Source organism: Klebsiella sp. P1954 (genome assembly GCF_018199955.1).
Classification (GTDB): Bacteria; Pseudomonadota; Gammaproteobacteria; order Enterobacterales; family Enterobacteriaceae; genus Klebsiella; species Klebsiella pneumoniae.
Genome location: NZ_CP073373.1, coordinates 2,427,895 through 2,452,076 on the forward strand (window position 1 = coordinate 2,427,895; position 24,182 = coordinate 2,452,076).

The following is a 24,182-nucleotide window of genomic DNA, read 5'->3' on the forward strand; positions in this document are numbered from 1 at the left end:
AGGCAGCCCGCAGGCTGCCTTTTTTACGTGGGTCATCCGAAAACGCGTCCCTCACTGCCAGCCGTAGCGGCGGCTGTAGAAGCCCTTCACGGCCTGGGTCAGCACCATATAGCCCGCCAGGATCGCTACCAGCCATGGGAAGTAGCTCAGCGGCAGGGCCTGCAGCTGCAGGTAGCTCGCCAGCGGCGAGAACGGCAGCGCGATCCCCACCGCCATCACCACCAGGGTCATGGCGAACAGCGGCCAGGCGGCCCGGCTCTGAACGAACGGAATGCGCCGGGTGCGGATCATGTGCACAATCAGCGTTTGCGACAGCAGCCCTTCGATAAACCAGCCGGACTGGAACAGGGTCTGCATCTCCACGGTATTAGCGTGGAACACCCACCACATCAGGCCGAAGGTGAGGATATCGAAAATCGAGCTGATCGGTCCAAAGAAGACCATAAAGCGCCCGAGATCGGCCGGGTTCCAGCGCTGCGGTTTGCGGATCTGCTCATCATCGACGTTATCAAACGGGATCGCCACCTGGGAAACATCGTACAGCAGGTTCTGAATCAACAGGTGCAGCGGCAGCATCGGCAGAAACGGCAGGAAGGCGCTGGCCACCAGCACGCTGAAGACGTTGCCGAAGTTGGAGCTGGCGGTCATTTTGATGTACTTGAGCATGTTGGCGAAGGTGCGGCGGCCTTCGATTACCCCCTCCTCCAGTACCATCAGGCTCTTCTCCAGCAGAATGATATCCGCCGCCTCGCGGGCGATATCCACCGCGCCGTCGACCGAGATGCCGATATCCGCCGCGCGCAGCGCCGGGGCGTCGTTGATGCCGTCGCCCATAAAGCCCACCACGTGACCTTCGCGTTTCAGCAGCGTCACGATACGCTCTTTATGCAGCGGCGCCAGGCGGGCGAACAGCGTGGTGCGTTTGGCCAGCGCCGCCAGTTCGTCGTCACTCATGGCTTCGATCTGGCTGCCAATCACCACTTCGCCAGCATCCAGTCCCACTTCATGGCACACCTTCGCCGCCACCAGCTCGCTGTCGCCGGTGAGGATCTTCACCGTGATGCCGCTGGCCTTCAGCGCCTTCAGCGCCGGGGCGGTGGTCTCTTTCGGCGGATCGAGGAAGGCGATGTAACCTTCAAGGATCAGGTCCGACTCATCGGCGCGCTGGTAGTCGCCTTCGCGGGCCGGCAGGTATTTGGTCGCCACCGCCACCACCCGTAGCCCCTGTCGGTTGAGGGTATCGGTCACCCGGCGAATGCGGCGCAGCATGGTGTCGTCCAGCGGTACGATATCGCCGTTGTAGCGCACCTGGGTCGAGACGTTGAGGATCTCCTGCAGCGCCCCTTTGCAGATCAGCTGATGCGCGGCGTCATCCTCCTTCACCACCACCGACATGCGGCGGCGTTCGAAGTCGAAGGGTATCTCATCCACCTTCTGCCAGCGTTCCGCCAGCCCGCGGGCGGCATCCAGCTCAACGCCCTCCAGCACCGCGGTGTCGAGCAGGTTTTTCAGGCCGGTCTGGTAGTGGCTGTTGAGCCAGGCGGCATGCAGTACCCGCTCGCAGACCTTGCCGGAGACGTCGGTATGGTTCTCCAGCACAATCTTATCCTGGGTCAGGGTGCCGGTTTTATCAGTGCAGAGGATGTCCATCGCGCCGAAATTCTGAATGGCGTCGAGGTGCTTCACGATGACCTTTTGCTTCGACAGCTTCACCGCCCCGCGCGCCAGCGTCGAAGTGACGATCATCGGCAGCATCTCCGGCGTCAAACCGACCGCCACCGACAGCGCGAATAGCGCCGCCTCCCACCAGTCGCCTTTGGTGTAGCCATTGATCAGCAGCACCACCGGGGCCATCACCAGCATAAAGCGGATCAGCAGCATGCTGACCCGGCTGATGCCCTTCTGAAAGGCGTTCGGCTCGCTCTCCTGTTCACTGACGCGGCCGGCCAGCTGGCCAAACCAGGTGCGGCCGCCGGTGGCGAAGACGATGGCCTGCGCCGAGCCGCTCACCACGTTGGTGCCCATAAAGCACAGGGTGTCGCACTCCAGCGGGTTTTGCTGCAGCGGATCGCGGCTGCGGGCCACTTTCTCCACCGGCAGCGATTCGCCGGTCAGCGAGGCCTGGGCGACGAATAAATCCCGTGCCTGCAGGATACGCAGGTCCGCCGGGATCATATCCCCCGCCGACAACCGGATAATGTCGCCCGGCACCAGCTGGTCGATAGGCAGCTCCAGCCAGCGGCTCTCCCCCTGCTCGTTCACCACCCGCAGCACGGTGGCGGTGTTGCTCACCATCGCCTTCAGCGCATCCGCCGCTTTGGTCGAGCGCGCCTCCTGGATGAAATTGAGCAATGTCGAGATCCCCACCATCAGGGCGATAACCCCGGCGGCGAAAAGATCCTCGGTGGAATAGGAGACGATGCCGAGCACCGTCAGCAGCAGGTTGAACGGGTTGCGATAGCAGGTCCACAGATGCACCCACCACGGGGAGGGCTTCTGCGCCGGGATCTGGTTGTCACCATGTTTGAGGATTTTCGCCGCCACTTCGCCTTCATTGAGCCCTTCAGGGTGGCTGTCAAAGGCGCGCCAGATCTCCTGGTCGTCCATCGCCGCCACGTTCAGGCAATGCTGACCAAGCGATTCAGGAATGGGGCCACTCGCCAGATGGCGGGCGTCCGGCAGCGGATCGCGCTGGACTAAACGACGTGGCAGATGGCGGCTAAGCTGCGCGAACAGCTGCCGGGTATAATTTTTCAGCATAAACAGTCCCTCCGCGCTCGCCAAAGCGAACGCAGCGTTGCCGACGGGCGTAGCAAAACCTACCTGTCAGGCATGTTATTTTTATGGCAGGGACATCAAGGACGTCACTGCTTTACGCTTTCCGGTAAAGCAGTGTTAAACAGGCTTACCGGAAAGAAAGGTTGCTCCATCGAGGATGAGGAGTGGGATCGGGGTCCATAACTATCTCCGGTAAGTGAATATAAACGGCGCGAATTATAGCGCCCTCGCTGAGGATTGTGTGGCAATAATGGCGATGATAAACCCGCGCAACTAAACCGAACGTAAACCAGACTTTGCTCATTGCGGTTTGGTTGAGTAGCATTAGGCTCACTTCTACCATCCCTGACGAGAATTCCGCATGCAGAACCGGCTGACCATCAAAGATATCGCGCGCTTAAGCGGCGTAGGGAAATCGACGGTATCCCGCGTCCTTAACAACGAGAGCGGGGTCAGCGAACGGACCCGCGAGCGCGTCGAAGCGGTGATGCAGCAGCACGGTTTCTCGCCCTCCCGTTCCGCCCGCGCCATGCGCGGCCAGAGCGATAAAGTGGTGGCGATTATCGTCACCCGTCTCGATTCGCTGTCGGAAAACCTTGCCGTGCAGACCATGCTGCCCGCCTTTTATGAGCAGGGTTACGATCCGATTATGATGGAGAGCCAGTTCTCCCCGGCGTTGGTGGAGGAGCATCTCGGCATGCTCGCCCGGCGCAATATTGACGGCGTGGTGCTGTTCGGTTTTACCGGCATCGACGAAGCGATGCTCGCCCCCTGGCGCGACACCCTGGTGCTGATGGCCCGCGACGCTCCCGGCTTCGCCTCGGTGTGCTATGACGACGAGGGGGCCATCACGCTGCTGATGCAGCGGCTCTACGATCGCGGACACCGCCACATCAGTTTTCTTGGCGTACCGCACAGCGACGTCACCACCGGCGAACGCCGCCATCTGGCCTATCTCACCTTCTGTGAAAAGCATCGTCTGACGCCCACCGCCGCCCTGCCGGGGCTGGGCATGAAGCAGGGATATGACACCGTCGCCAGCGTGCTGATGGCTGAAACCAGCGCCCTGGTCTGCGCGACGGATACCCTCGCTCTCGGCGCCAGCAAGTACCTCCAGCAGCAGGGTCGCGATGCGCTGCAGCTCGCCAGCGTCGGCAGCACGCCGCTGATGAAGTTTCTCCACCCGGAAATCTTGACCGTCGATCCGGGCTATGCCGAGTCCGGACGCCGGGCCGCCCGGCAGTTGATCGAGCAGATCGCCGGCAGCGTCGATCCCCGCCAGATCGTGATTCCCGCCGTCCTCAATTAATCTCGCTCGGACGATTTATGTGATCGTCGCCGGGTTTCGGGAACGTTCCCATTTTGCAAATTAAGCGGAACGGTTAGGATGCCCTCAAGGTAAAAACGGCATCTCTCCCCTCTGTTTTTGAGGCTTCATCATGAGCAAAGTAAACCAGCAGGACATCGATAAACTGATCGAACTGGTGGGCGGGCGCGGTAACATCGCCACCGTCAGCCACTGTATTACCCGTTTGCGCTTTGTGCTGAACGACCCGGCCATCGCCAGACCAAAAGAGATTGAGCAGCTGCGCATGGTGAAGGGATGCTTCACTAACGCCGGCCAGTTCCAGGTGGTCATCGGCACCGAGGTGGGCGATTACTACAAGGCCCTGCTGGCGACCACCGGCCAGACCTCCGCCGATAAAGAGCAGGTCAAGCAGGCCGCGCGGCAAAATATGAAGTGGCATGAACAGTTAATCTCGCACTTCGCCGAGATCTTCTTTCCCCTGCTGCCGGCCCTGATCAGCGGCGGTCTGATCCTCGGTTTCCGCAACGTTATCGGCGACCTGCCCATGAGCAATGGCCAGACGCTGGCCCAGATGTATCCGTCGCTGAAAACCATCTATGACTTCCTGTGGCTGATTGGCGAGGCGATCTTCTTCTATCTGCCGGTGGGGATCTGCTGGTCAGCGGTGAAGAAGATGGGCGGCACGCCGATCCTCGGGATCGTCCTTGGCGTCACCCTCGTCTCCCCGCAGCTGATGAACGCCTATCTCCTCGGCCAGCAGGTGCCGGAGGTGTGGAACTTCGGCCTGTTTACCATTGCCAAAGTCGGCTACCAGGCGCAGGTGATCCCGGCCCTGCTGGCTGGCCTGGCCTTAGGCTTTATCGAGACGCGCCTCAAGCGCATTGTGCCTGACTACCTCTACCTGGTGATTGTCCCGGTCTGCTCGCTGATCCTCGCGGTGTTCCTCGCGCACGCCATTATCGGTCCGTTCGGCCGCCTGATCGGCGACGGCGTGGCCTTCGCGGTACGCCATCTGTTAACCGGCAGCTTCGCGCCGATCGGCGCCGCGCTGTTCGGCTTCCTCTACGCGCCGCTGGTGATTACCGGTGTCCACCAGACCACCCTCGCTATCGATATGCAGATGATCCAGAGCATGGGCGGTACCCCGGTGTGGCCGCTGATTGCGCTGTCGAATATTGCCCAGGCGTCGGCGGTGGTCGGCATCATCATCGCCAGCCGCAAGCAGAATGAACGTGAAATCTCGGTACCGGCGGCGATCTCCGCCTATCTCGGGGTCACCGAGCCAGCGATGTACGGTATCAACCTGAAATACCGCTTCCCGATGCTGTGCGCAATGATTGGCTCTGGCCTCGCCGGCCTGCTGTGCGGCCTGAACGGCGTGCTGGCGAACGGCATCGGCGTCGGCGGCCTGCCGGGGATCCTCTCCATCCAGCCTACCTACTGGCAGGTGTACGCCATGGCGATGGCTATCGCGGTGGTGGTGCCGATTATCCTCACCAGCGTGGTGTATCAGCGCAAGTACCGTCAGGGCACCTTGCAGATTGTCTAACTTCTTCTTTCGGGGCGCCTTTGGCGCCCCTCGTTGCAGCAGGAAAGTACTATGAATCATCTCCCCCACTGGTGGCAAAACGGCGTTATTTATCAAATCTATCCGAAGAGTTTTCAGGATACCACCGGCAGCGGTACCGGCGACCTGCGCGGCGTCACCTCCCGCCTCGACTATCTGCAAAAGCTTGGGGTCGACGCCATCTGGCTGACGCCGTTCTACGTCTCACCGCAGGTGGATAACGGCTACGACGTGGCGAACTACACCGCCATCGATCCCTCCTACGGCACGATGGCCGACTTTGACGCCCTGGTGGCGGAGGCGAAGGCCCGCGGCATCCGTATCGTGCTGGATATGGTGCTGAACCACACGTCGACCGAACATGAATGGTTCCGTCAGTCGCTGAATAAGGAGAGTCCCTACCGCCAGTTCTATATCTGGCGCGATGGCGAACCGGACGCCCTGCCGAACAACTGGCGCTCCAAATTTGGCGGTAACGCCTGGCAGTGGCACGCCGACAGCGGGCAGTATTATCTGCACCTGTTCGCCATTGAGCAGGCGGATCTCAACTGGGAGAATCCGGCGGTGCGCGCCGAGCTGAAAAAGGTCTGCGAATTCTGGGCTGACCGCGGCGTCGACGGTCTGCGCCTCGACGTGGTCAACCTGATCTCAAAAGACCAGACCTTTCCCTGCGATCTGGACGGGGATGGCCGCCGCTTCTATACCGACGGCCCGCGGGTGCATGAGTTCCTGCAGGAGATGAGCCGCGATGTCTTCACCCCGCGTAACCTGATGACCGTCGGCGAGATGTCCTCCACCTCGCTGGAGCACTGCCAGCAGTACGCCGCGCTGGACGGCCGCGAGCTGTCGATGACCTTTAACTTCCACCATTTAAAGGTCGATTATCCCGGCGGAGAGAAATGGACCCTCGCCCGCCCGGACTATGTGGCGCTGAAGGCGCTGTTCCGCCACTGGCAGCAGGGAATGCACAATCGGGCGTGGAACGCGCTGTTCTGGTGTAACCACGATCAGCCGCGCATCGTGTCGCGCTTTGGCGACGAAGGCGAGTACCGGGTGACGGCGGCGAAGATGCTGGCGATGGTGCTGCACGGCATGCAGGGCACGCCCTATATCTACCAGGGCGAAGAGATCGGCATGACTAATCCGCACTTCAGCAGCATCAGCGATTACCGTGACGTCGAAAGCCACAATATGTTTATCGAACGTGCGGCGCAGGGGCAAAGCCCGGACGAACTGCTGGCGATCCTCGCCAGCAAGTCGCGCGACAACAGCCGCACGCCGATGCCGTGGCACGCCGGCGAGAACGGTGGCTTCAGCGACGGTGAGCCGTGGATCGGCCTTGGCGATAATTACCAGGAGATCAACGTCGAGGCGGCGCTGGCGGACCCCGATTCGGTGTTTTATGCCTATCAGCAGCTGATTACGCTGCGTAAAACCCTGCCGCTACTGACCTGGGGTGATTACGAGGATCTGCTGCCGGAGCATCCGTCGCTGTGGTGCTATCGTCGTCAGTGGCAGGGGCAAACGCTGGTAGTCGCCGCTAACCTGAGCCGCGAGCTGCAGGCCTGGCAGCCCGCTGAGGCCCCGGGCGAGTGGAAGATGATCATCAGCAACTATGCCGAGACCACCCCGCGCCCGACCGGGCTGACGCTGCGGCCGTTCGAAGCGATATGGTGGCTGCAGGGATAACGCTTTTCCCCGGTGGCGCAACGCTCACCGGGGCTACGATTTGTCAGGCTGGAGGTTATGCGCGGTCGGCATCAGCAATCGCAGCGCTCGCTTGGGGTTGCGCCGAGGCGTGCTCTTCTTTTGCCTTTAGCCGATCCCAGGCGCGGAAGAACGGATAGTAGACCACCAGCGAAATCGCTAAATTCACCACCTGCAGCACCGTGCCGGAGATATGCCCTCCGGTCGCCAGATAGCCGCTGATGAAGATCGGCGTGGTGAACGGCAGCGCGATTCCGGCGGGCGGCGCCACCAGCCCGGTCGCCATCGCGGTATAGGACACGATCACCAGCAGCACCGGCGTTAAAATAAACGGCAGGAAAAAGTACGGGTTCATCACCAGCGGGATGCCAAATACCATCGGCTCGCTGATGTTAAACAATGCCCCGGGCGCGGCAATTTTCCCCAGCTGCTTCATCTGCTGGCTACGGCTACGCAGCAACATAAAAATCACCAGCCCCAGCAGCGCGCCGGTACCTCCGGGGGCAATCCACAGATCGTAAAACTGCTGAGTAATGATATGCGGGATCGGCTGACCGTTCTGGAAGGCCGTCAGGTTCTCTGACATATTCGACAGCCATACCGGCTGGATAAACACCAGTACGATCGCGTCGCCGTGCAGGCCCAGGGTCCACAAAATACCAATCAAAATGACTGAAATAATCATGCCCGGCAGCGTACCGCCGACGTGATGCATCGGAATACCGATCAAAGTGGCGATCATGCTGTTGATGTCGCCGAACGGCGAGGCCTCGACCGCCAGGCGCAGCGCCAGCACCACCGCCAGCACGCAGAAGCCGGGGATCAGGGCGAGGAATGATTTCGCCACTGCCGGCGGCACGCCGTCCGGCATGTGGATAACGAGATTGCGGCTGGCGACCAAACGATAAATCTCCGTCGACAGCAGCGAAATGACAATGGCGACAAACAGCCCCTGGCTACCGACCATGCTCACCGGGATCACCCCTTTAATCACCTCCGCCGCGCCGTGTACCGGCGTAAACAGCGTGTTCTGCGGGATCGTCATCATGAAGGCCACCAGCGACATCGCTCCAGCGCTCAGCGGATCGAGAGTGCGATACTTCTCCGCCAGCCGGTAGGCGATGCCGAAGCTGGAAATCAGCGCCATGATGTCGTAGGTCGCTTTCACCGGGTACAACATTTTATCGCGCCAGACCTCGCCAAACAGGCTGCTCATCATATCGGCATAGCCGGGGATCGGCAGGTAGGCGAAAATCAGGAAGAATGAGCCAATCAACATAAACGGCATATTGAGAATGATGCCGTCGCGCACCGACAGGACGTGCTTTTGCCCGGCGATTCTCAGCGCCGCCGGCATGACGTAACGTTCAATCCAGCTTGTATTCGACATGGTGTGCTCCCGAGGGGAAATAGCGGTCAGTTAAATTGCGTCAGCCATTGACGGTTGATGGTTAATACTTCATCCAGCAGCGCCTGGGCATCGGTGACGTTACCGACCAGCGGGTTGGTCACCAGCGCCAGCAGTGCGCTTTCGCGACAGCCGTGTACCGCGGCTTCAATCGTCAACCGCTCGAAGGCTTTCACCTGCTGGGTCAGGCCGTTCATCGCCGGCGGCAGCGGGCCGAACGCCAGCGGCCGCGCCCCTTGCGCATCAATAATGCTGTTGGTTTCCACCACCGCATCATCATCCAGACCATGAATCGCGCCGTTGTTGCGGGTATTCACCACCATCTCCGCGCCCAGGTTGTTGTAGATCGCGTTGATAAGCTCGACGGCCACCTCCGAGTAGTAGGCGCCGCCGCGAAAGCTCAGTTGCTCCGGTTTTTCTTCCAGCTGCGGGTCGGCGTACAGCGCAAACAGCTCCTGCTCGACTTTCATCACCTGTTCGGCGCGGGTGCCCTTGGTTTTCGCCGCGGCGATCTCTTCCGCCAGCATCGCCGGCGTCAGCCAAAAATAGCGATGATAGGGGCACGGAATCGCCTTCAGCGCGCGCAGGAATTCCGCCGGCCACGGCAGCTCTTTAATGTTGTTCATCGACAGCGCCTTACCGTCGCACAGCATGTCGATCACCTTGCCGGTGACATCCTCGCGCCCCTGTAGCACCTTATGCACCCAAACCATATGGTTGAGCCCGGCAAAGCGCAGTTTTACTTCGGACTCCTGGGCGCCCAGCATCCCGACGATCATGTGCTGCATGTTGATCGGCACGTTGCACAGGCCGATGATCTTCGCCTTGCTGTAGCGGCTGACCGCCTCGGTGACGATCCCCGCCGGATTAGTAAAGTTGAGAATGAACGCTTCCGGCGCCAGCTGTTCCACTTTGCGCGCCACCTCAAGGATCACCGGGATCGTCCGCAGCGCCTTGGCAAAACCGCCGACGCCGGTGGTCTCCTGGCCCAGCAGGTGGTACTTGAGACCCAGCCGCTCATCGGCGGCGCGCGCCGCCAGCTGTCCGACACGCAGCTGGGTCAGCACAAAGCTGGCGCCGCGGATGGCCTCATCGAGCGTAAAGTGGACGCTGACCGCCACCTGCTCCAGCCCTTTATGTTTCAGCATCCGCCGGGTCAGCGCGGCGATGATCTCCACCTTGTCCCGGCCGGATTCGACATCTACCAGCGCCAGCTCTGTAACCGGAAGCTGCTCGTAACGAACGATAATCCCTTCAATAAGCTCCGGCGTGTAGCTGCTGCCGCCGCCGATAACGGCAATTTTCAGTGCTTGCATAGTGTCCTCTTTTCGGATTTTCGGCATACAGAGCGCCGCGCGCGATCGCCAGGACCGCACGTGATGATGATGAAAAACGGGATGAGAAAATTAGTGTTCGAGCAGGGCTAGCGCTTTATCCAACACCGCGGCGCCGCGCATCATGCCGTAGTCAGCCATATCGATCACCGCCACCGCCTTGCCCTGCGGCGCGGCCAGCGCGGCCAGGCGCCCGGCTTCATATTTAACCTGCGACCCAAGCAGGATGACGTCGGCGTGTGGCAATTCACGTTCAAATTCCGCCACCGCCACCGCATAGATTTCCAGCGCCAGCGCACGCTGCTGGGCTTCTGCTTTCATTTTGTTCACCAGCATGCTGGTCGACATGCCTGCGGCACAACAGAGTACGATTCGTGGCATTGCGCTTCCCCTTTACGTGTTATCGCTTCAGCCCTCAGGGCCTGGACGACTATATTGTTAATATTGTGTGATAGTGAAGGCTATATGAAAATAATTTTCACCGATGTGATCGAGGCTCAATTTTTGCGCATTTTTATCGCCAGGGTGTCACCCTTTACTGCTCTGACCATAGGAAATATGCGGCGTGGGTGCTATAAAGAGAGACAGTCGATAATTGAAAAATATTTTCAAATGCGGGTTTTGCCAAAGGGAACATGAGGATGGATATCGTAGGTCAGCTGCAGGAAGGAATGCGCCGCTTTAGTGCCCAGGAGTCGCGCGTCGCCACCTTTATTCTACAAAATCTAAGCTTTACCGCCAGCGCCTCTATTGACGAGCTGGCAGCCAGCGCGGGGGTCAGCCCTGCCACCATTACCCGCTTCGCCCGCTCAGTGGGCTGCGATGATATTCGTGATCTGCGTAAACAGCTGGCGCAGGCCAGCGAACGGCGCGCCAGCTGGCTTACGCCGGACAGCGCCGCCCTGCCCGTCGCCTGGCGCGACAAACTTAGCAGCCTTGGCGTTACCCTAACTCGTCAGCTCGGCCATACCGCGGAAGCGGCGGTGGAAAAGTGTAAATCGCGCCTGCTGAGCGCCCGTGCGGTACACTGCTTCGCCCTTGGCGCCCAGGACGTGACGCTGGCCGCGCTGCTCCAGCATCAGCTACTGCCCTCCGGCATCGCGATTAATCTCTGTCAGGATGCGGCGCTGATGCGGCTGACCGCCAGCACCCTCAATGACGATCATCTGCTGCTGGTGCTGGCCACTGCCGAGGCCAACCCTGTGTTGCAAAGCGCTACTTTGCAGGCGCGTACGCAGGGAGTGACCATTATTGCTCTGACGCCGGAACAGCACGCCCTTGGCGATATGGCCAGCGCCATCCTGCCGCTGCCCGCTGACCCGCAGCAGGCTCGCTATGCCCTGCTACTGCTGGTCGATCTGCTTAACGATACGTTGATTGCCTGAATATTTGCCCGTTTCATGCCTGAACGGGCTCGATTTTTGCTTATATTTTAAGCGCCTAAATTTACATTTATCGCCAGCGCCCATCATCCGTACTCTCACCTTTTTACCTTGTTCTGGGTCAATAAAATCGCAAACATCTTTGATGCAAATCACTACATATAGAACTTAAAATGCGCCTCGGCCCAACATGTTGTATTAATCGTCTATTATGTCACCATATCTTGTCGATGTCTGGCGGTGATGAGATGTGGATAAAACGGGCCGGATCCGAAGGTAAACAGCACGAGCCGTAGCGTGCAGCGCCTTCGGGATAACCTCCGCCTCTGTGGATAACCTGTTCTATATATGGAGTGATCATGACACCGCATGTGATGAAACGTGATGGCTGTAAAGTGCCGTTCAACTCAGAGCGCATTCAGGAAGCAATTCTGCGTGCAGCTAAAGCAGCGGGAGTCGATGACGCAGACTATTGCGCCACCGTCGCAGAAGTCGTTAGCCAACAAATGCAGGGCCGCGCCCAGGTCGACATCAACGAGATCCAGACCGCGGTGGAAAACCAGCTGATGTCCGGCCCCTATAAGCAGCTGGCGCGCGCCTACATTGAGTATCGCCATGACCGCGATAGCCAGCGTGAGAAGCGCGGCCGCCTCAATCAGGAGATCCGCGGCCTCGTCGAGCAGACCAACTCCGCGCTGCTCAACGAAAACGCCAACAAGGACAGTAAAGTCATCCCGACCCAGCGCGACCTGCTGGCCGGGATCGTCGCCAAGCACTACGCCCGGCAGCACCTGCTGCCCCACGATGTGGTGATGGCTCACGAACGCGGCATGATCCACTATCATGACCTCGATTACTCGCCCTTCTTCCCGATGTTCAACTGCATGCTGATCGACCTGAAAGGCATGCTGACCCAGGGCTTTAAGATGGGCAACGCGGAGATCGAGCCGCCGAAGTCTATCTCTACCGCCACCGCGGTGACGGCGCAGATCATCGCCCAGGTCGCCAGCCATATTTACGGCGGCACCACCATCAACCGCATCGATGAAGTGCTGGCGCCGTTCGTCAGCGAAAGCTTCAAAAAGCATCGCAAAATCGCCGAAGAGTGGCAGATCCCGGATGCCGAAGGCTATGCCCGCGCCCGTACCGAAAAAGAGTGCTACGACGCCTTCCAGTCGCTGGAGTATGAGGTCAACACACTGCATACCGCCAACGGCCAGACGCCGTTCGTCACCTTCGGGTTCGGCCTTGGCACCAGCTGGGAATCGCGGCTGATCCAGCAGTCGATTCTGCGCAACCGCATTGCCGGCCTCGGTAAAAATCGCAAAACCGCGGTGTTCCCGAAACTGGTGTTCGCGATCCGCGACGGCCTGAACCATAAGTTCGGCGACCCGAACTACGACATCAAACAGCTGGCGCTGGAGTGCGCCAGCAAGCGCATGTACCCGGATATCCTCAACTACGATCAGGTGGTGAAAGTCACCGGGTCGTTTAAAACGCCGATGGGCTGCCGCAGCTTCCTCGGGGTATGGGAAAACGAGAACGGCGAGCAGGTGCATGATGGACGCAATAACCTCGGCGTGATCAGTCTCAACCTGCCGCGCATCGCCCTGGAAGCGAAAGGCGATGAAGCCGCCTTCTGGGCGCTGCTGGACGAGCGCCTGCAGCTGGCGCGCAAAGCGCTGATGACCCGTATCGCCCGCCTGGAAGGAGTGAAGGCTCGCGTGGCGCCGATCCTGTATATGGAAGGCGCCTGCGGCGTGCGGCTGAAAGCCGACGACGACGTCTCCGAGATCTTCAAAAACGGCCGCGCGTCCATTTCTCTGGGCTATATCGGTATCCATGAAACCATCAATGCGCTGTACGGCAACCAGCATATGTACGACAGCGAGGCGCTGCGTGAAAAAGGCGTAGCCATCGTCCAGCGCCTGCGCGACGCCGTCGATTTGTGGAAGGAAGAAACCGGCTACGGCTTTAGCCTGTACAGCACGCCGAGCGAAAACCTGTGCGATCGCTTCTGCCGTCTCGACACCGCCGAGTTTGGCGTGGTGGAAGGGGTAACCGACAAAGGTTACTACACCAACAGCTTCCACCTCGACGTGGAGAAGAAGGTCAACCCGTACGACAAGATCGATTTCGAAGCGCCGTACCCGCCGCTGGCCAACGGGGGGTTCATTTGCTACGGCGAGTACCCGAATATCCAGCATAACCTCAAGGCGCTGGAAGACGTGTGGGATTACAGCTATCAGCACGTGCCGTACTACGGGACCAATACGCCGATCGATGAGTGCTACGAGTGCGGTTTTACCGGCGAGTTCGAGTGCACCAGCAAGGGCTTTACCTGCCCGAAATGCGGTAACCACGACGCCGCCCGCGTTTCCGTTACCCGCCGGGTGTGCGGTTATCTCGGCAGCCCGGACGCGCGGCCGTTCAACGCCGGCAAGCAGGAAGAGGTGAAGCGCCGCGTGAAGCACCTGGGCAATGGGCAGATTGGTTAAAGACCAATGCGCTTTTCCCGGATAGCGGCGCGCAGCGCCTTATCCGGGCTACCACTACCACTGTTGTAGCCCGGCCGAGCGCAGCGACGCCAGGAAATGGCCGCACTCCTTCGTTTTCGCAAAGCAATTAACGTTAGAGCAAGGCGGCAAACGAGGGAATCCCCGGGAGCGTACATTCAGTACGTGACCGGGGTGAGCGAGCGCAGCCAACGCCGCTCTGGCGTTAATTGAGAAGCGAAAATGAATTATCACCAGTACTACCCCGTCGACATCGTCAACGGCCCCGGCACCCGCTGCACCCTGTTTGTCTCCGGCTGCGTCCACGAGTGCCCCGGCTGCTACAACAAAAGCACCTGGCGGGTGAACTCCGGTATGCCGTTTACCGCTGAGATGGCCGACCGTATCATCGCCGACCTCAACGACACCCGCATCAAACGCCAGGGGCTTTCGCTCTCCGGCGGCGATCCGCTGCATCCGCAGAACGTCGCGGATATTTTAAAGCTGGTTCAGCGCGTGCGCGCCGAATGCCCCGGCAAAGATATCTGGGTCTGGACCGGCTATAAACTTGATGAGCTGAATGAGGCGCAAATGCAGGTGGTGAACCTGATTAACGTGCTGGTTGACGGTAAGTTTGTGCAGGATTTGAAAGATCCGGCGCTTATCTGGCGCGGCAGCAGCAACCAGGTCGTACATCATTTGCGATAGCGTTTAGAGCCGTTTATTCGCCTGATGATAAACGGCCGCTTTCTCTCTTTTGCCAATGGCAATAACGTAAACCACCACCACACTATCTCGTACTTGATACACCAACCGATAACCTGACGCCTTAAGCTTGATTTTGTAGCAATCCGGTAAATCGCTCAGCCTGGTCGACTCAATTCGCGGATTCTGCACAATCTGCTGGAGCTTATTTTTGAACTGTTTTTTGACCGTCTCGCCAGGCTTCTGCCATTCGCGCCAGGCTCGTGGATCAAACTCCAGTTCATAGGTCATCCAGACTCACCTTAACCCCCGGCCGTGGGTTTTCCAGCCGTTCGCGAACGGTGCGTAATAACGCCGCTTCGCCATCACTGATGGTCATACTTTTCACCGGCATGCGGCCATTTTCCGCAATGTATTGAAACAGCAGGCGTACCGCCTCCGTTGGTGTCATATCGAGTTTCTCCAGCACGGCATAAGCCTCTTTTTTGAGTTTATCGTCCAGTCGAACATTGAGCGTGGCCATTATGCCTCCAGAAAAGGGAATTTTGTAATGCAGTATAGCATTACATTTGAATTACACTCGTATCTGGAAAACGCCTCTCAAAACCGGCTGACGCACTCCATCGCCACCGTTTTAAACTCATCGAAGCTGCGGGTCGCGGCGAGGCGACTCATGGCGCGCTCGCGCAGGAAAGTCACGAAAATATCGTAGATCGCCATCGCCTCTTCATACTCGCGCTTGCTGATAGCGAGCAGGAAGATGAGATGGGCGGTTTCGTCGCCCCAGGCGATGCCCTGCGGGGCGATAACGGTATAAACCACCGTCTTTTTCGCCAGCAGCCCCAGGGAGTGCGGCAGCGCAATGCCATCCCCCAACATGGTGCTGACGATCGCTTCACGTTCCACCACCGAAGCATGAAACTCCGCATCGACAAAGCCTTCCTCCAGCAGCTGCTGGCACAGCTCGGCGAACAGCGTTTGCTGATCCATCGGCTTATCCACCACCCGGAAGTGGGCGGCATCGAAGTATTTATTCAGCATCCACGGACGGGTACGGTCCACCAGCACCAGCTTGCCGATTTGATCCAGCTGATAGTCGGTGGGGAACGGCGCGATGGTCACTACCGGCTTGTCTTTTTCGCCGATCCGCACCGTTGAGATAACGAAATCCGCCTCGATCGCGTCCCGCTGTTCGTACTCGCGCTGGGAGATGGTAGCGGCGATCTCCAGCTGCGGATATTTACGCTGCAGGATCGCCTCGATCATCCGTACCATCGCATTGCTGGTATCGCACACCAGCAGCACCTGCGGCTGACGCTGGTAGCCGATGTTGTAATGGCGCTCCAGCCCAACGCCGATATGCAGTACCAGAAAGCCGATTTCGTTTTCGCTGATGGTGTACGGAGTATATTTCCCCCAGCTGGAGACCGCGGCCAGGGTCATATCCCAGGCCATCGGGTAGTGCTGTTTGATGTTATCCAGCAGCGGATTGGGGATCATGATCTGGTAGCGCACCCGGGTGATCATGGTTTTAATGTGGGTCAGCAGATCGGCATGCAGCTGGGCGTCGTCCAGCAGGTTGTAGTTATACTGGCTGTTAATGTAGCGCAGGATGTAATTGACCAGCGCTTCATCATCGTCGGCGCTGATAGTTTCCGGATCGACATCCTGCACCTGACGGGCCGCGATATGCACGCATAGCCACTCTTCTTCGGCGGGCGATAAAGGTTTCCCGGCCAACCGCTGCAGCTCGCCCGTCAGCTCGCGCGCGGCGTCGCGGACGTTCTGCGCCACATCTTCGGCGCTGAATTCGGCCAGCGGGTAGCCTTCGCTGACGCGGCGCACCACCACCGCGCCATACAGGCAGACAAAGCGCTCGCCGGCGTCGGTGAGGCGAATATGATGCCGCGTGAGCGTCTCCTGCAGCACCGGCTCCAGCAGCGCTGGCACCTCCGCCGCACAGGCCTCGGCGCCGATCGGCGGCGCGATATCGCCTTGCTGGGTCAGCTCCCACAGCAGGTCGGTCAGGCAGGCGCGAATTGACACCTCGCTGCCGAACAGCTTCATGCCGTGGCGCGGGCGGGTTTCAAGAGTCAGCTGATAGCGCTGGAAGCGCTCGCGCACCTCAACCATGTCATTTTGCAGCGTGGCGCGGCTGACGAACCACTCATCCGCCAGGTCTTCCAGCTTGATAGAGAACGCCGAGGTCAGGAAACGCACCAGCAGAAACGTGATGCGATCCTGGGCGGTACGCGGCACGTGCTGCGCCTTCGGCGCGGTCTCCTCCAGCGCCTGGAAACTCGTCGGATTATCTATCTTCAGCTGATAACCGCTGCCGCGGTTAAGGATAAACTGCGCGCCGTATTGCGCCAGCAGCGTATTCAGGGCGGTAATATCGGCGCGCACGGTACGGGTGGAAACCGACAGGCGTTGCGCCAGCTCATCCTGCGGCAGCGTTTCATTCCGCAGCAGGGTGAAGAGTTGCGCTAAGCGTTGGTTGGGAAATCGCATGTCAGTTCCTTGTAATTACGGCTCAGGGTTGGGCGGATATCACCATCTGCGATGGGCTACCGACCGGCGTATAGTCGGAGGCAAAGGTTAATTTGCCATCCTTCGGCGCCACGCTGAAGCGGGTAATATTATCGCTACGCTGGTTCATGACGTACAGCCACTGCCCCTGATTATCCAGCGTCAGGGTGCGGGGATAATCGCCACGCGTCCAGATATCTTCCTGGTGACTCAGGCTGCCGTCGGCCAGCACTGTGAAGTGGGCAATGCTGTTATGCAGGCGGTTGGCGACATATAGCTGTTTGCCATCGTTGCTCAACACAAGTCCGGCGGCAAAGCTGGTGCCTTTATACCCTTCCGGCAGCGCGGAGACAGTTTTGCCTTCACGCAGCAGGCCGCTTTGCTTATCCAGATGATAGAAGGTCAGCGTCGACGCTTCCTCATTAATCAGCCACAGGCCGTCGCCCTGTGGCGTAAAGACGAAGTGGCGCGGGCCGGCTCCCGGCGACGAGGCGGCGATAAACGGCGGATCGTTCGGCGTCAGCTTACCGCTGGCGCTATCCAGCCGGTACTGATAGATCCGATCCAGCCCCAGATCGGTAGAGTAGACGTATTTCCCGCTGGGATCGGCGGCGATCATATGGGCATGCGGGCCGTTGTGATCGCTGATGGCGAAGCTGCCCTCGACGGCCGCCGCCGGGCGTTCGGCGCCTGCCGGGCCTTCATCCTGATGCCTGTCCACCGCCTCAGCCAGGCTACCATCTTCTTGCACCGGTAGCACGGCGATACTGCCGCTGACATAGTTAGCCACCAGCAGATGCTTACCGTCCGGCGTCAGGGAGAGATACACCGGCCCGGCGCCGCCGGAGGCGACCTGGTTGAGCGCGGTCAGCTCGCCGTTCTTTTCAATGCGCCACGCCTGCACCACGCCTTTTTCGACTTCACTGGCGGCATACAGCGTTTTGCCATCGCGCGACACGGTTAACTGCGCGACATTCGGCAACGAGCTCACCAGCGTCTTATCGCGCAGGGCGCCGGTTTTGGCATCGACGGTAAAGCGATACAGACCTTCGCCATTGGGGTTATAGGTGCCTACCCAGGCATAGTGGGTTTGCGCGGCGCCCGCGGCGGCGGCAAACAGGGACAGTGAAGCGACAAGCAGATGACGAGCGACAGGCATAGCAACTCCTTGATGGTTCAGTGGGATAAGCTGCCCCTCACCCTTTGAGGGTGAGGGACAAGGGCACTACTTAACTAACTGTTTGGTCATCTCCAGCAGCTGGCGAACATCGGCCGGGCGGGTGTTGCCGCTGGCTTTATCGATAATCGAGCTGTAAATATGCGGGATGATTTTGCTTACCCCGGCATCGAGGGCGATTTTCAGGATCTCGCTGTAGTTTTCCAGATCGATACCGCCGGTCGGCTCGAGCCAGAAATCGTGCGCGGCGCAGGCTTTGGCGACGGCTTCAAACTCGGCGCGGTGCTTCAGGCCGCCCATCGGGAAGTATTTGATGGAGCTGCCGCCCATGTCTTTCAGCAGCGCGATGGCGGTTTCCAGCGGCACAATGCCATCCGCTGCGCCGCTGCTCAGCGGGCCGGTGGAGATCTTCACCATTCCCGGCGTACCGGTGGGAGAGACCAGGCCGTTGACCACCGTCTCGTTCTGCCCGAGCAGCGCGCGGCTGGTGGCCACGCCGGTGAAGACCTGGTTGACGTGCTGCGGCTGCACCTGGCGAGAAATCTCGCTCACCATCGCCGACTGGTTTGGATCGCCTGCCCCCAGCCCGACGGAGAGCGCGTTATCAATAAGCTTCGCGTAGTCGCGCATATCGGCCACCGCGCTGGCGACGTCCGGATAGTTTTTGGAGAGCACGCCGACCAGGACGTGACCTTCCGCCGCGTCGTAAATTTCACGGGCGTTGTCTTTGCTGCCCGCCAGGACGTTCAGGCACACGCGGTCACGGTAAAAGTTTGGGGTCAGTTTCATGCTTGTTTCTCCTTATTCAGAACTTCTGCGATGCGGCGAGCGACCACCGCCAGCTGCTCCGCGTTTACGCTGCGGACATCGGCTTCGATAATGCCTTCATTCGCTTTATAGCCGCGGAAGTAGATGGCGTATTCGCCCTGCTTCAGCGCGTTAACCAGATCGCCGGTCTTCACGCCGGTCGTGACTTCATCAAATTTAATTTCGGCGCGGGCGATATCGCGGCCCGCGCTGTCCCACACCACGCGGGCGGTCACGCCGTTAAGCGCGTTGAGCTGTTCGATAAACGGCGTCATCTTCGCCACCATCTGCTCGCCGCTCTCTTTGCTCGCCGTCAGGTAGTGTTCAATGGCGCAGGTCAGGCCGAGAATGCCCTCTTTACCCACTTTCATCGCCCGGCCAATGCCCATCGACTGGCGCTTAACCCACTCGACGTACTGCGTTTTGCCAATCACCAGCCCGCTGGTCGGCCCTTCAATCGCTTTCGCGCCGCTGTAGATAACCAGGTCGGCGCCCATGCGGTAGTAGCACTGCAGATCTTCTTCCGCCGCCGCATCGACGATCAGCGGTACGTTATGCTGGCGCGCCACTTCCGCGGCCTGCGCGACGTTGAGCATGCTTTTCTGCACGCAGTGGTGGGATTTGATGTACAGAATCGCCGCGGTGCGCGGAGTGATCGCCGCCGCCAGCTGCTGGGCAGAACATTCGTTGGCGTAGCCCGCTTCCACCAGCTTACCGCCGCCCAACGCCACCATCGTGCCAACCGGCGCGCCGAAGTTGACGTTGTGGCCCTTCGGCAACACGATTTCGTTATTTTCAATCGGCGTAACGTGCAGGTTCTCCAGCAGCCAGTCGCTGTCTTTCACCAGCACCGCCGCTACCGACTGGGCAATCCCCGCCGACGCGCAGGAGACAACGGTCGCCCCTTCCACATCCAACAGTTTGGCGATGTACTCGCCGGTTTTATTCACCAGGTCTTTCATTTCAAAGTACTGGTTCATACCGGCCATCGCGGCTTCAACCACTTCCGGGCGCGGCGTGGAAACGCCCAGCGCCGTCATCCGGCCAGAAGTATTAATCACCTGTTTTAAATGGTATTTCTCAAAAATCGAAGGCATGTTCCGCGCTCCCTTGTTCGGTCAGATAGCCTTTGCCCGCGCGGATCGCGGCCAGCGGCACCAGAATGTTGTCAGCCTGCAGGCTCTCTTTTTCAGCATCCACCAGCAGCGTGGGCCGGTGCTCCAGGCGAAATAGCGTTAAATCGGCGTCGAAGCCCACTTCCAGCCGCCCTTTACGCGACAGGCGCAGCCCTTCTGCGGCGCTGACGGTCACGCAGTCAATCACCTGCGGTAGCGTCATGCCGATGGCGAGGAATTTCGACATCACCAGCGCCAGCGAGCGCACCGGGCCGTCGATCCGGTTACGGCAGTAAATATCGGAGCTAATGGTGTGCGGCAGAATGCCCAGCGCAATCGCCCGCCGCGCCACCTCAAAGCTGAAGCTGGCGGTGCCATGGCCGACATCGAGACGCACGCCGCGCTGCAGAGCGCGAGTAATAGAGCTGCGCAGCTCGCCGGCAGGATTCAGAATGCGGTTCGGCTTGCCGTTATAGCAGTGGGTAATGATGTCGCCGCTGCTCAGCAGATCGGCGATTTCATCGAGGTTCGGCGGGTTATTGCCGATGTGCACCATCAGCGGCAGATCGTCGTTTTCCTGCTGAATGGCCTTGGCGCGCGCCAGCGGCGTAATGCCGTTTTCGCCCACCACGCTGCTGCTCATCCGCGCCTTCAGGCCGACGATAAAGTCGGGATGACGCTGCACCGCCTGCTTCACCGCGGCGGCGTCGATATTGGCCATATTGGCCAGCTCATTCTGCGCAATCAGCCCGACGCGGGAGATGTTGAGCAGCGCATAAACTTCCGTCGCCGCTTTACGGGTCAGTTGATAGAAGTCATCGACGTCGTCGGCGCCGGTGCTGCCGGCATCGATCACGGTGGTGACGCCGGTGGCGATGCCGACGCTATCCGGCTCATCGTGATAAATCGGTGAATTCGGGTAGCAGTGAACGTGAGAGTCAATCCAGCCAGCGCTGACGTAAACCTTGCCGTTCAGCTCAATGGTTTTACGGGAGGGCGCGCTAATCTCGCCCAGCGCCGCGATTTTCCCGTCCTGAATGGCGATATCAGTCAGGGTATCGTCGACGAGGCGCGCGCGGCGCAGGAGTAAATCAAACATAGCTATCTCCTGATGAAAAGAGTGTACGGATGGCGGCGTACCGCCTTATCCGGCCTACAAACCGCGCTGGCTTGTAGGCCCGATAAGCGCAGCGCCATCGGGCGCTTAGCTAATCGCCACCGGGAAGATGGAACCGAGGATCATCGCCCCGAGGATGGCGCCGCCGGTGATCGGTTTCTGCCAGATGTAGAACAGCAGTGCGCCAACCAGCGAGCCAATCCCGATAGGAATCGAGGCGGTCATTGCGCTGAGGATGATCAAGGGACCGAGGAAGCGGCCGGAGGCGTTACCGGCCCCCATCATCACGTCGGCGCCGTAGGTGGAATCGCTCTGGTTGATGGTGAACTTACGCGCCAGAATGATGATGTAGCCCACCGCCAGGCCGAGGACCAGGCCGGTGACCAGCGACGCGGCGAAGTTCGCCACCGGGAAGACAAAGCCCGCGCCGAGCAGCAGCGCCGGCACGCCAAGACCGATACCGGTCTGTATCGCGCCGCCGATATCGAGGATCCCTACCAGCGACCCTTCGATGATGCGGGCGAACAGGAAGCTGGCGCCAAACGCCGCCACCGCGCCGTAAACGCCGGTATCAATCCCCGACTTCAGCATCGCCACGAAGGCCACTTCGTTAAAGGCGCCGATGCCGTACAGGTAGTACATGTGGGTCCCGGCGAAGACGCCGGAGGAGAGCAGGCCAACAAAGATCGGGAACGACCAGTCGGCATACCAAAAACCTTTATTCTGTTCCATTATCCGGCTCCCGTTACTTGCCGCTGAGTGAGTTGTGGATCATGTCCAGCCAGTTCGGCACGGTCAGATGGAAGGATTCGATCATCTTCATGTCGAAGCCACGGAAGAAGCCGCTGAGGACAAACAGCGCGACGATGGCCACCATCATCACTTTAGTCACCCGGTTCCAGCCGCTCTCTTCGACGCCTTTACCGATCAGGATCCCCAGCACCAGACCCGGTACGGCGTTACCCATAATCAGCTGCGCGGCGCCGCCGAAAATCGTCGCCCAGAAGCCTGATTTTTTACCGGCATCGATCGCCGCCAGCCAGAAGATCACCGGCATCACGGTGTTTACCAGCAGGTTTGCCGCCGGCACCAGTACCTTAACGGCGGTCACCTGCAGCGCTTCCGGTACGGACGAGGCGGTCAGGTTGAGGAAGGCGACGACAATCATGCCGATGATGCCGCAGGAGATGGCCATTTTTTTCGGATCGTGCAGCGTTTCGCCGACGTTACGATTTTTCAGCATCAGCGCCGCCGCGCCCCAGTTGGGTATAATGCGGTGGTCAACATCCTGGGTGAAGGAGCCTGCTGCAACGGAAGAGGCCCAGGCGTTAAAGAAGAAGCCAAGGCCAAACGAGAAGTGGGAGGCCGGATCGCCCTCACAGGAATTCAGCTCGCCCAGGGTTCGAAACGCCCCCATCCCCTGCGTGGTGGGGGCATGAAACATGCGTGCCGCTCCGGCGCCCACGCCGACGCCGACCAGGCCGCCGATGATAAGCGATTTTATTAAAATTATCAGGAACATAGTCAGACCTTTTGCTAACAATCAGGTTTGCGTGACGAAATCCACTTTATCGAGATCGATGGCGGTCACGTTGACGGTGACGTCCAGCTCCACGCTGTAGGTCCGTCGTTCACGGCGCAAAAAGAAGAACAGAAACGCCTCTTTTCGTACCGCTTCGCGCGCATGAACAACCGTCACGTCCTGTGGCTCAATACGCAGTAGGATGCGCGAGGATGATTTCATCACCGCAGCCTGCACATGGTTCAGGGCATCGGCGAAGGCCCGTGATTTGCTTTCGCCTTTGCCGGCAACCCTCACCGTGGTGGTGAATTGCTCTTTCATACTTATGCGCCGTATTTCTTTTTCCAGGCTTCTACCAGCCGCTCGCCCAGCTCTTCTTTATCCATAAAGCCGAAGCCCAGCACGTTGCAGCCTTCGTTGATAGCGGTGACGCCCTCATCAATAGAGCGCATGCCATATTTTGCTTTGTAGCCGTATTTGGTCTGGGCGGTGATGGCGCCAGCGCCGCCGCTGCCGCAGAAGGAGATGCCGAAGGTGGCGTTTTCCGCTTTCATTATGTCGCCAAGCTTCATGTCGGCCGCAACGCCAGGGACGACCACAGCACGTGCGCCCGCTTTTTCAGCGCCTGCGGCGACTTTTTGGCCTTTACCCAGACGGTCGCCAATGACTACAGTGATTTGTTCCATGTTTTGCTCCTTACAGGTTATCTTTCGCGACTTCGAAGTGGACGGAGAGCAGCCAGGCCTCTTCATCAGGCAGGTTGCCGAACTGTGCGACCACTTCGCGGGCCAGCATCATTGAATCTTCAGAAATTTCTTCGAACAGACTGGCATCCACTTCCGGTAGCGGTTCGCCGCTGATTGACCGGTGGGCCATGGCCCGCACGTGGGAAGTCAGCATTTGCTCCTGAACGTCGTTAGGGACGATGTCGTGACGGCTTAACAGGGCGAATACCTGCTGTAACATCTTGTCAGCCAGGCGTTCGGTCTGCGCCGCCTGCTCCCCTACGTCGTTTATTACCGCTCCGTTATTCACTTGTGTTACCCCGCTGATGTCTCTGGAAATCAAGGTAGCGCCGGGGGTCAGGAGTTTGTAGCGAGTTGTTTTCCACTTCGAAGTGGAAAGGGAGAAGGCTTAGGTGATCGACTCCACATATTCGCCGGATAAATGTAAAAACAGGCGATATGACGTGATGCGCATCACAACAATGATCGAGGTTTAGCGGAAAAC

Annotated in this window: 24 protein-coding genes; 7 read left to right on the plus strand and 17 right to left on the minus strand. The window is 59.4% G+C overall.

Features of this window, described 5'->3' with window-relative positions; translation table 11 throughout:
• Nucleotides 1-51: 51 nt before the first annotated feature.
• Nucleotides 52-2,760, minus strand: coding sequence for a magnesium-translocating P-type ATPase (gene mgtA, locus KB890_RS11640; RefSeq protein WP_004152273.1), 2,709 nt, complete (start codon nt 2,758-2,760; stop codon nt 52-54).
• 145 nt (nt 2,761-2,905) lie between these two features.
• Nucleotides 2,906-3,121 carry a mgtA regulatory leader peptide MgtL gene (gene mgtL / locus KB890_RS27810; RefSeq protein WP_219620685.1) on the minus strand — a complete coding sequence of 72 codons (216 nt, stop codon included), beginning with the start codon at nt 3,119-3,121 and terminating at the stop codon, nt 2,906-2,908.
• 18 nt (nt 3,122-3,139) lie between these two features.
• Between mgtL and treR the strand changes: the two genes are divergently transcribed.
• The 3 genes from treR to treC all read left to right on the plus strand — a co-directional run bounded on the left by treR (nt 3,140) and on the right by treC (nt 7,343).
• Nucleotides 3,140-4,087: a trehalose operon repressor TreR gene (gene treR / locus KB890_RS11645; protein ID WP_004178381.1), complete on the plus strand. Its 948-nt coding sequence runs from the start codon at nt 3,140-3,142 to the stop codon at nt 4,085-4,087.
• Nucleotides 4,088-4,217: 130 nt separating this feature from the next.
• A complete protein-coding gene (gene treB, locus KB890_RS11650; protein WP_004177659.1) occupies nt 4,218-5,636 on the plus strand; it encodes a PTS trehalose transporter subunit IIBC in 1,419 nt (472 codons plus the stop codon).
• A gap of 51 nt (nt 5,637-5,687) precedes the next feature.
• A complete protein-coding gene (gene treC, locus KB890_RS11655) occupies nt 5,688-7,343 on the plus strand; it encodes an alpha,alpha-phosphotrehalase (protein ID WP_004178379.1) in 1,656 nt (551 codons plus the stop codon).
• 55 nt (nt 7,344-7,398) lie between these two features.
• Here the strand turns inward: treC and celB are convergent, their stop codons facing one another.
• The 3 genes from celB to KB890_RS11670 form a co-directional block, all read right to left on the minus strand.
• Nucleotides 7,399-8,751 carry a PTS cellobiose transporter subunit IIC gene (celB, locus tag KB890_RS11660; protein ID WP_020324508.1) on the minus strand — a complete coding sequence of 451 codons (1,353 nt, stop codon included), beginning with the start codon at nt 8,749-8,751 and terminating at the stop codon, nt 7,399-7,401.
• Between the two features lie 26 nt (nt 8,752-8,777).
• On the minus strand, nt 8,778-10,085 hold the full coding sequence (locus KB890_RS11665) for a 6-phospho-beta-glucosidase (protein WP_004178378.1): 1,308 nt from the start codon (nt 10,083-10,085) through the stop codon (nt 8,778-8,780).
• A 90-nt stretch (nt 10,086-10,175) separates the two neighbouring features.
• Nucleotides 10,176-10,484, minus strand: a complete 309-nt coding sequence (locus KB890_RS11670; RefSeq protein WP_022631369.1) for a PTS sugar transporter subunit IIB — start codon at nt 10,482-10,484, stop codon at nt 10,176-10,178.
• 84 nt (nt 10,485-10,568) lie between these two features.
• Here KB890_RS11670 and KB890_RS11675 point away from each other — a divergent pair, with 84 nt between their 5' ends.
• The 4 genes from KB890_RS11675 to nrdG all read left to right on the plus strand — a co-directional run bounded on the left by KB890_RS11675 (nt 10,569) and on the right by nrdG (nt 14,688).
• Nucleotides 10,569-10,742 (plus strand): hypothetical protein, encoded by a 174-nt coding sequence (locus KB890_RS11675; protein WP_032408826.1) that lies wholly within the window; start codon nt 10,569-10,571, stop codon nt 10,740-10,742.
• A 2-nt stretch (nt 10,743-10,744) separates the two neighbouring features.
• On the plus strand, nt 10,745-11,488 hold the full coding sequence (locus KB890_RS11680; protein WP_002886905.1) for a MurR/RpiR family transcriptional regulator: 744 nt from the start codon (nt 10,745-10,747) through the stop codon (nt 11,486-11,488).
• A 356-nt stretch (nt 11,489-11,844) separates the two neighbouring features.
• Nucleotides 11,845-13,983, plus strand: a complete 2,139-nt coding sequence (gene nrdD, locus KB890_RS11685; protein WP_004186701.1) for an anaerobic ribonucleoside-triphosphate reductase — start codon at nt 11,845-11,847, stop codon at nt 13,981-13,983.
• Between the two features lie 240 nt (nt 13,984-14,223).
• A complete protein-coding gene (gene nrdG, locus KB890_RS11690; RefSeq protein WP_004178375.1) occupies nt 14,224-14,688 on the plus strand; it encodes an anaerobic ribonucleoside-triphosphate reductase-activating protein in 465 nt (154 codons plus the stop codon).
• Between the two features lie 3 nt (nt 14,689-14,691).
• On the opposite strand, the gene KB890_RS11695 is transcribed toward nrdG, so the two are convergent.
• The 12 genes from KB890_RS11695 to KB890_RS11750 all read right to left on the minus strand — a co-directional run bounded on the left by KB890_RS11695 (nt 14,692) and on the right by KB890_RS11750 (nt 23,987).
• Nucleotides 14,692-14,976, minus strand: a complete 285-nt coding sequence (locus KB890_RS11695; protein ID WP_004178374.1) for a type II toxin-antitoxin system RelE family toxin — start codon at nt 14,974-14,976, stop codon at nt 14,692-14,694.
• Nucleotides 14,966-15,208 (minus strand): type II toxin-antitoxin system RelB/DinJ family antitoxin, encoded by a 243-nt coding sequence (locus tag KB890_RS11700; protein WP_002886901.1) that lies wholly within the window; start codon nt 15,206-15,208, stop codon nt 14,966-14,968. Before KB890_RS11700 ends, KB890_RS11695 begins: the two co-directional genes overlap by 11 nt.
• Before the next feature lie 77 nt (nt 15,209-15,285).
• The gene (locus tag KB890_RS11705) at nt 15,286-17,196 is read right to left on the minus strand and encodes a BglG family transcription antiterminator (protein WP_004178373.1); all 1,911 of its coding nucleotides are present in this window, start codon (nt 17,194-17,196) and stop codon (nt 15,286-15,288) included.
• Nucleotides 17,197-17,218: 22 nt separating this feature from the next.
• A complete protein-coding gene (locus tag KB890_RS11710) occupies nt 17,219-18,373 on the minus strand; it encodes a lactonase family protein (protein ID WP_004178372.1) in 1,155 nt (384 codons plus the stop codon).
• Between the two features lie 66 nt (nt 18,374-18,439).
• Nucleotides 18,440-19,180: a 2-dehydro-3-deoxy-phosphogluconate aldolase gene (gene dagF / locus KB890_RS11715; RefSeq protein WP_002886899.1), complete on the minus strand. Its 741-nt coding sequence runs from the start codon at nt 19,178-19,180 to the stop codon at nt 18,440-18,442.
• Nucleotides 19,177-20,295: a DgaE family pyridoxal phosphate-dependent ammonia lyase gene (locus tag KB890_RS11720; RefSeq protein WP_004178371.1), complete on the minus strand. Its 1,119-nt coding sequence runs from the start codon at nt 20,293-20,295 to the stop codon at nt 19,177-19,179. The genes dagF and KB890_RS11720 overlap by 4 nt, the downstream gene beginning before the upstream one ends.
• Nucleotides 20,279-21,412, minus strand: a complete 1,134-nt coding sequence (locus tag KB890_RS11725; RefSeq protein ID WP_004152268.1) for an amidohydrolase/deacetylase family metallohydrolase — start codon at nt 21,410-21,412, stop codon at nt 20,279-20,281. The genes KB890_RS11720 and KB890_RS11725 overlap by 17 nt, the downstream gene beginning before the upstream one ends.
• Nucleotides 21,413-21,517: 105 nt before the next feature.
• Complete coding sequence (locus tag KB890_RS11730) at nt 21,518-22,162, minus strand: DUF4310 family protein (RefSeq protein ID WP_004152267.1); 645 nt, start codon at nt 22,160-22,162, stop codon at nt 21,518-21,520.
• A gap of 13 nt (nt 22,163-22,175) precedes the next feature.
• On the minus strand, nt 22,176-22,952 hold the full coding sequence (locus KB890_RS11735) for a DUF4311 domain-containing protein (RefSeq protein WP_002886897.1): 777 nt from the start codon (nt 22,950-22,952) through the stop codon (nt 22,176-22,178).
• A 21-nt stretch (nt 22,953-22,973) separates the two neighbouring features.
• On the minus strand, nt 22,974-23,273 hold the full coding sequence (locus KB890_RS11740; protein ID WP_002886896.1) for a DUF4312 family protein: 300 nt from the start codon (nt 23,271-23,273) through the stop codon (nt 22,974-22,976).
• A 2-nt stretch (nt 23,274-23,275) separates the two neighbouring features.
• A complete protein-coding gene (locus tag KB890_RS11745) occupies nt 23,276-23,638 on the minus strand; it encodes an SFCGS family glycine-rich protein (RefSeq protein WP_002886895.1) in 363 nt (120 codons plus the stop codon).
• A gap of 10 nt (nt 23,639-23,648) precedes the next feature.
• Nucleotides 23,649-23,987: a PRD domain-containing protein gene (locus KB890_RS11750; RefSeq protein WP_002886894.1), complete on the minus strand. Its 339-nt coding sequence runs from the start codon at nt 23,985-23,987 to the stop codon at nt 23,649-23,651.
• Nucleotides 23,988-24,182 lie beyond the last annotated feature (195 nt).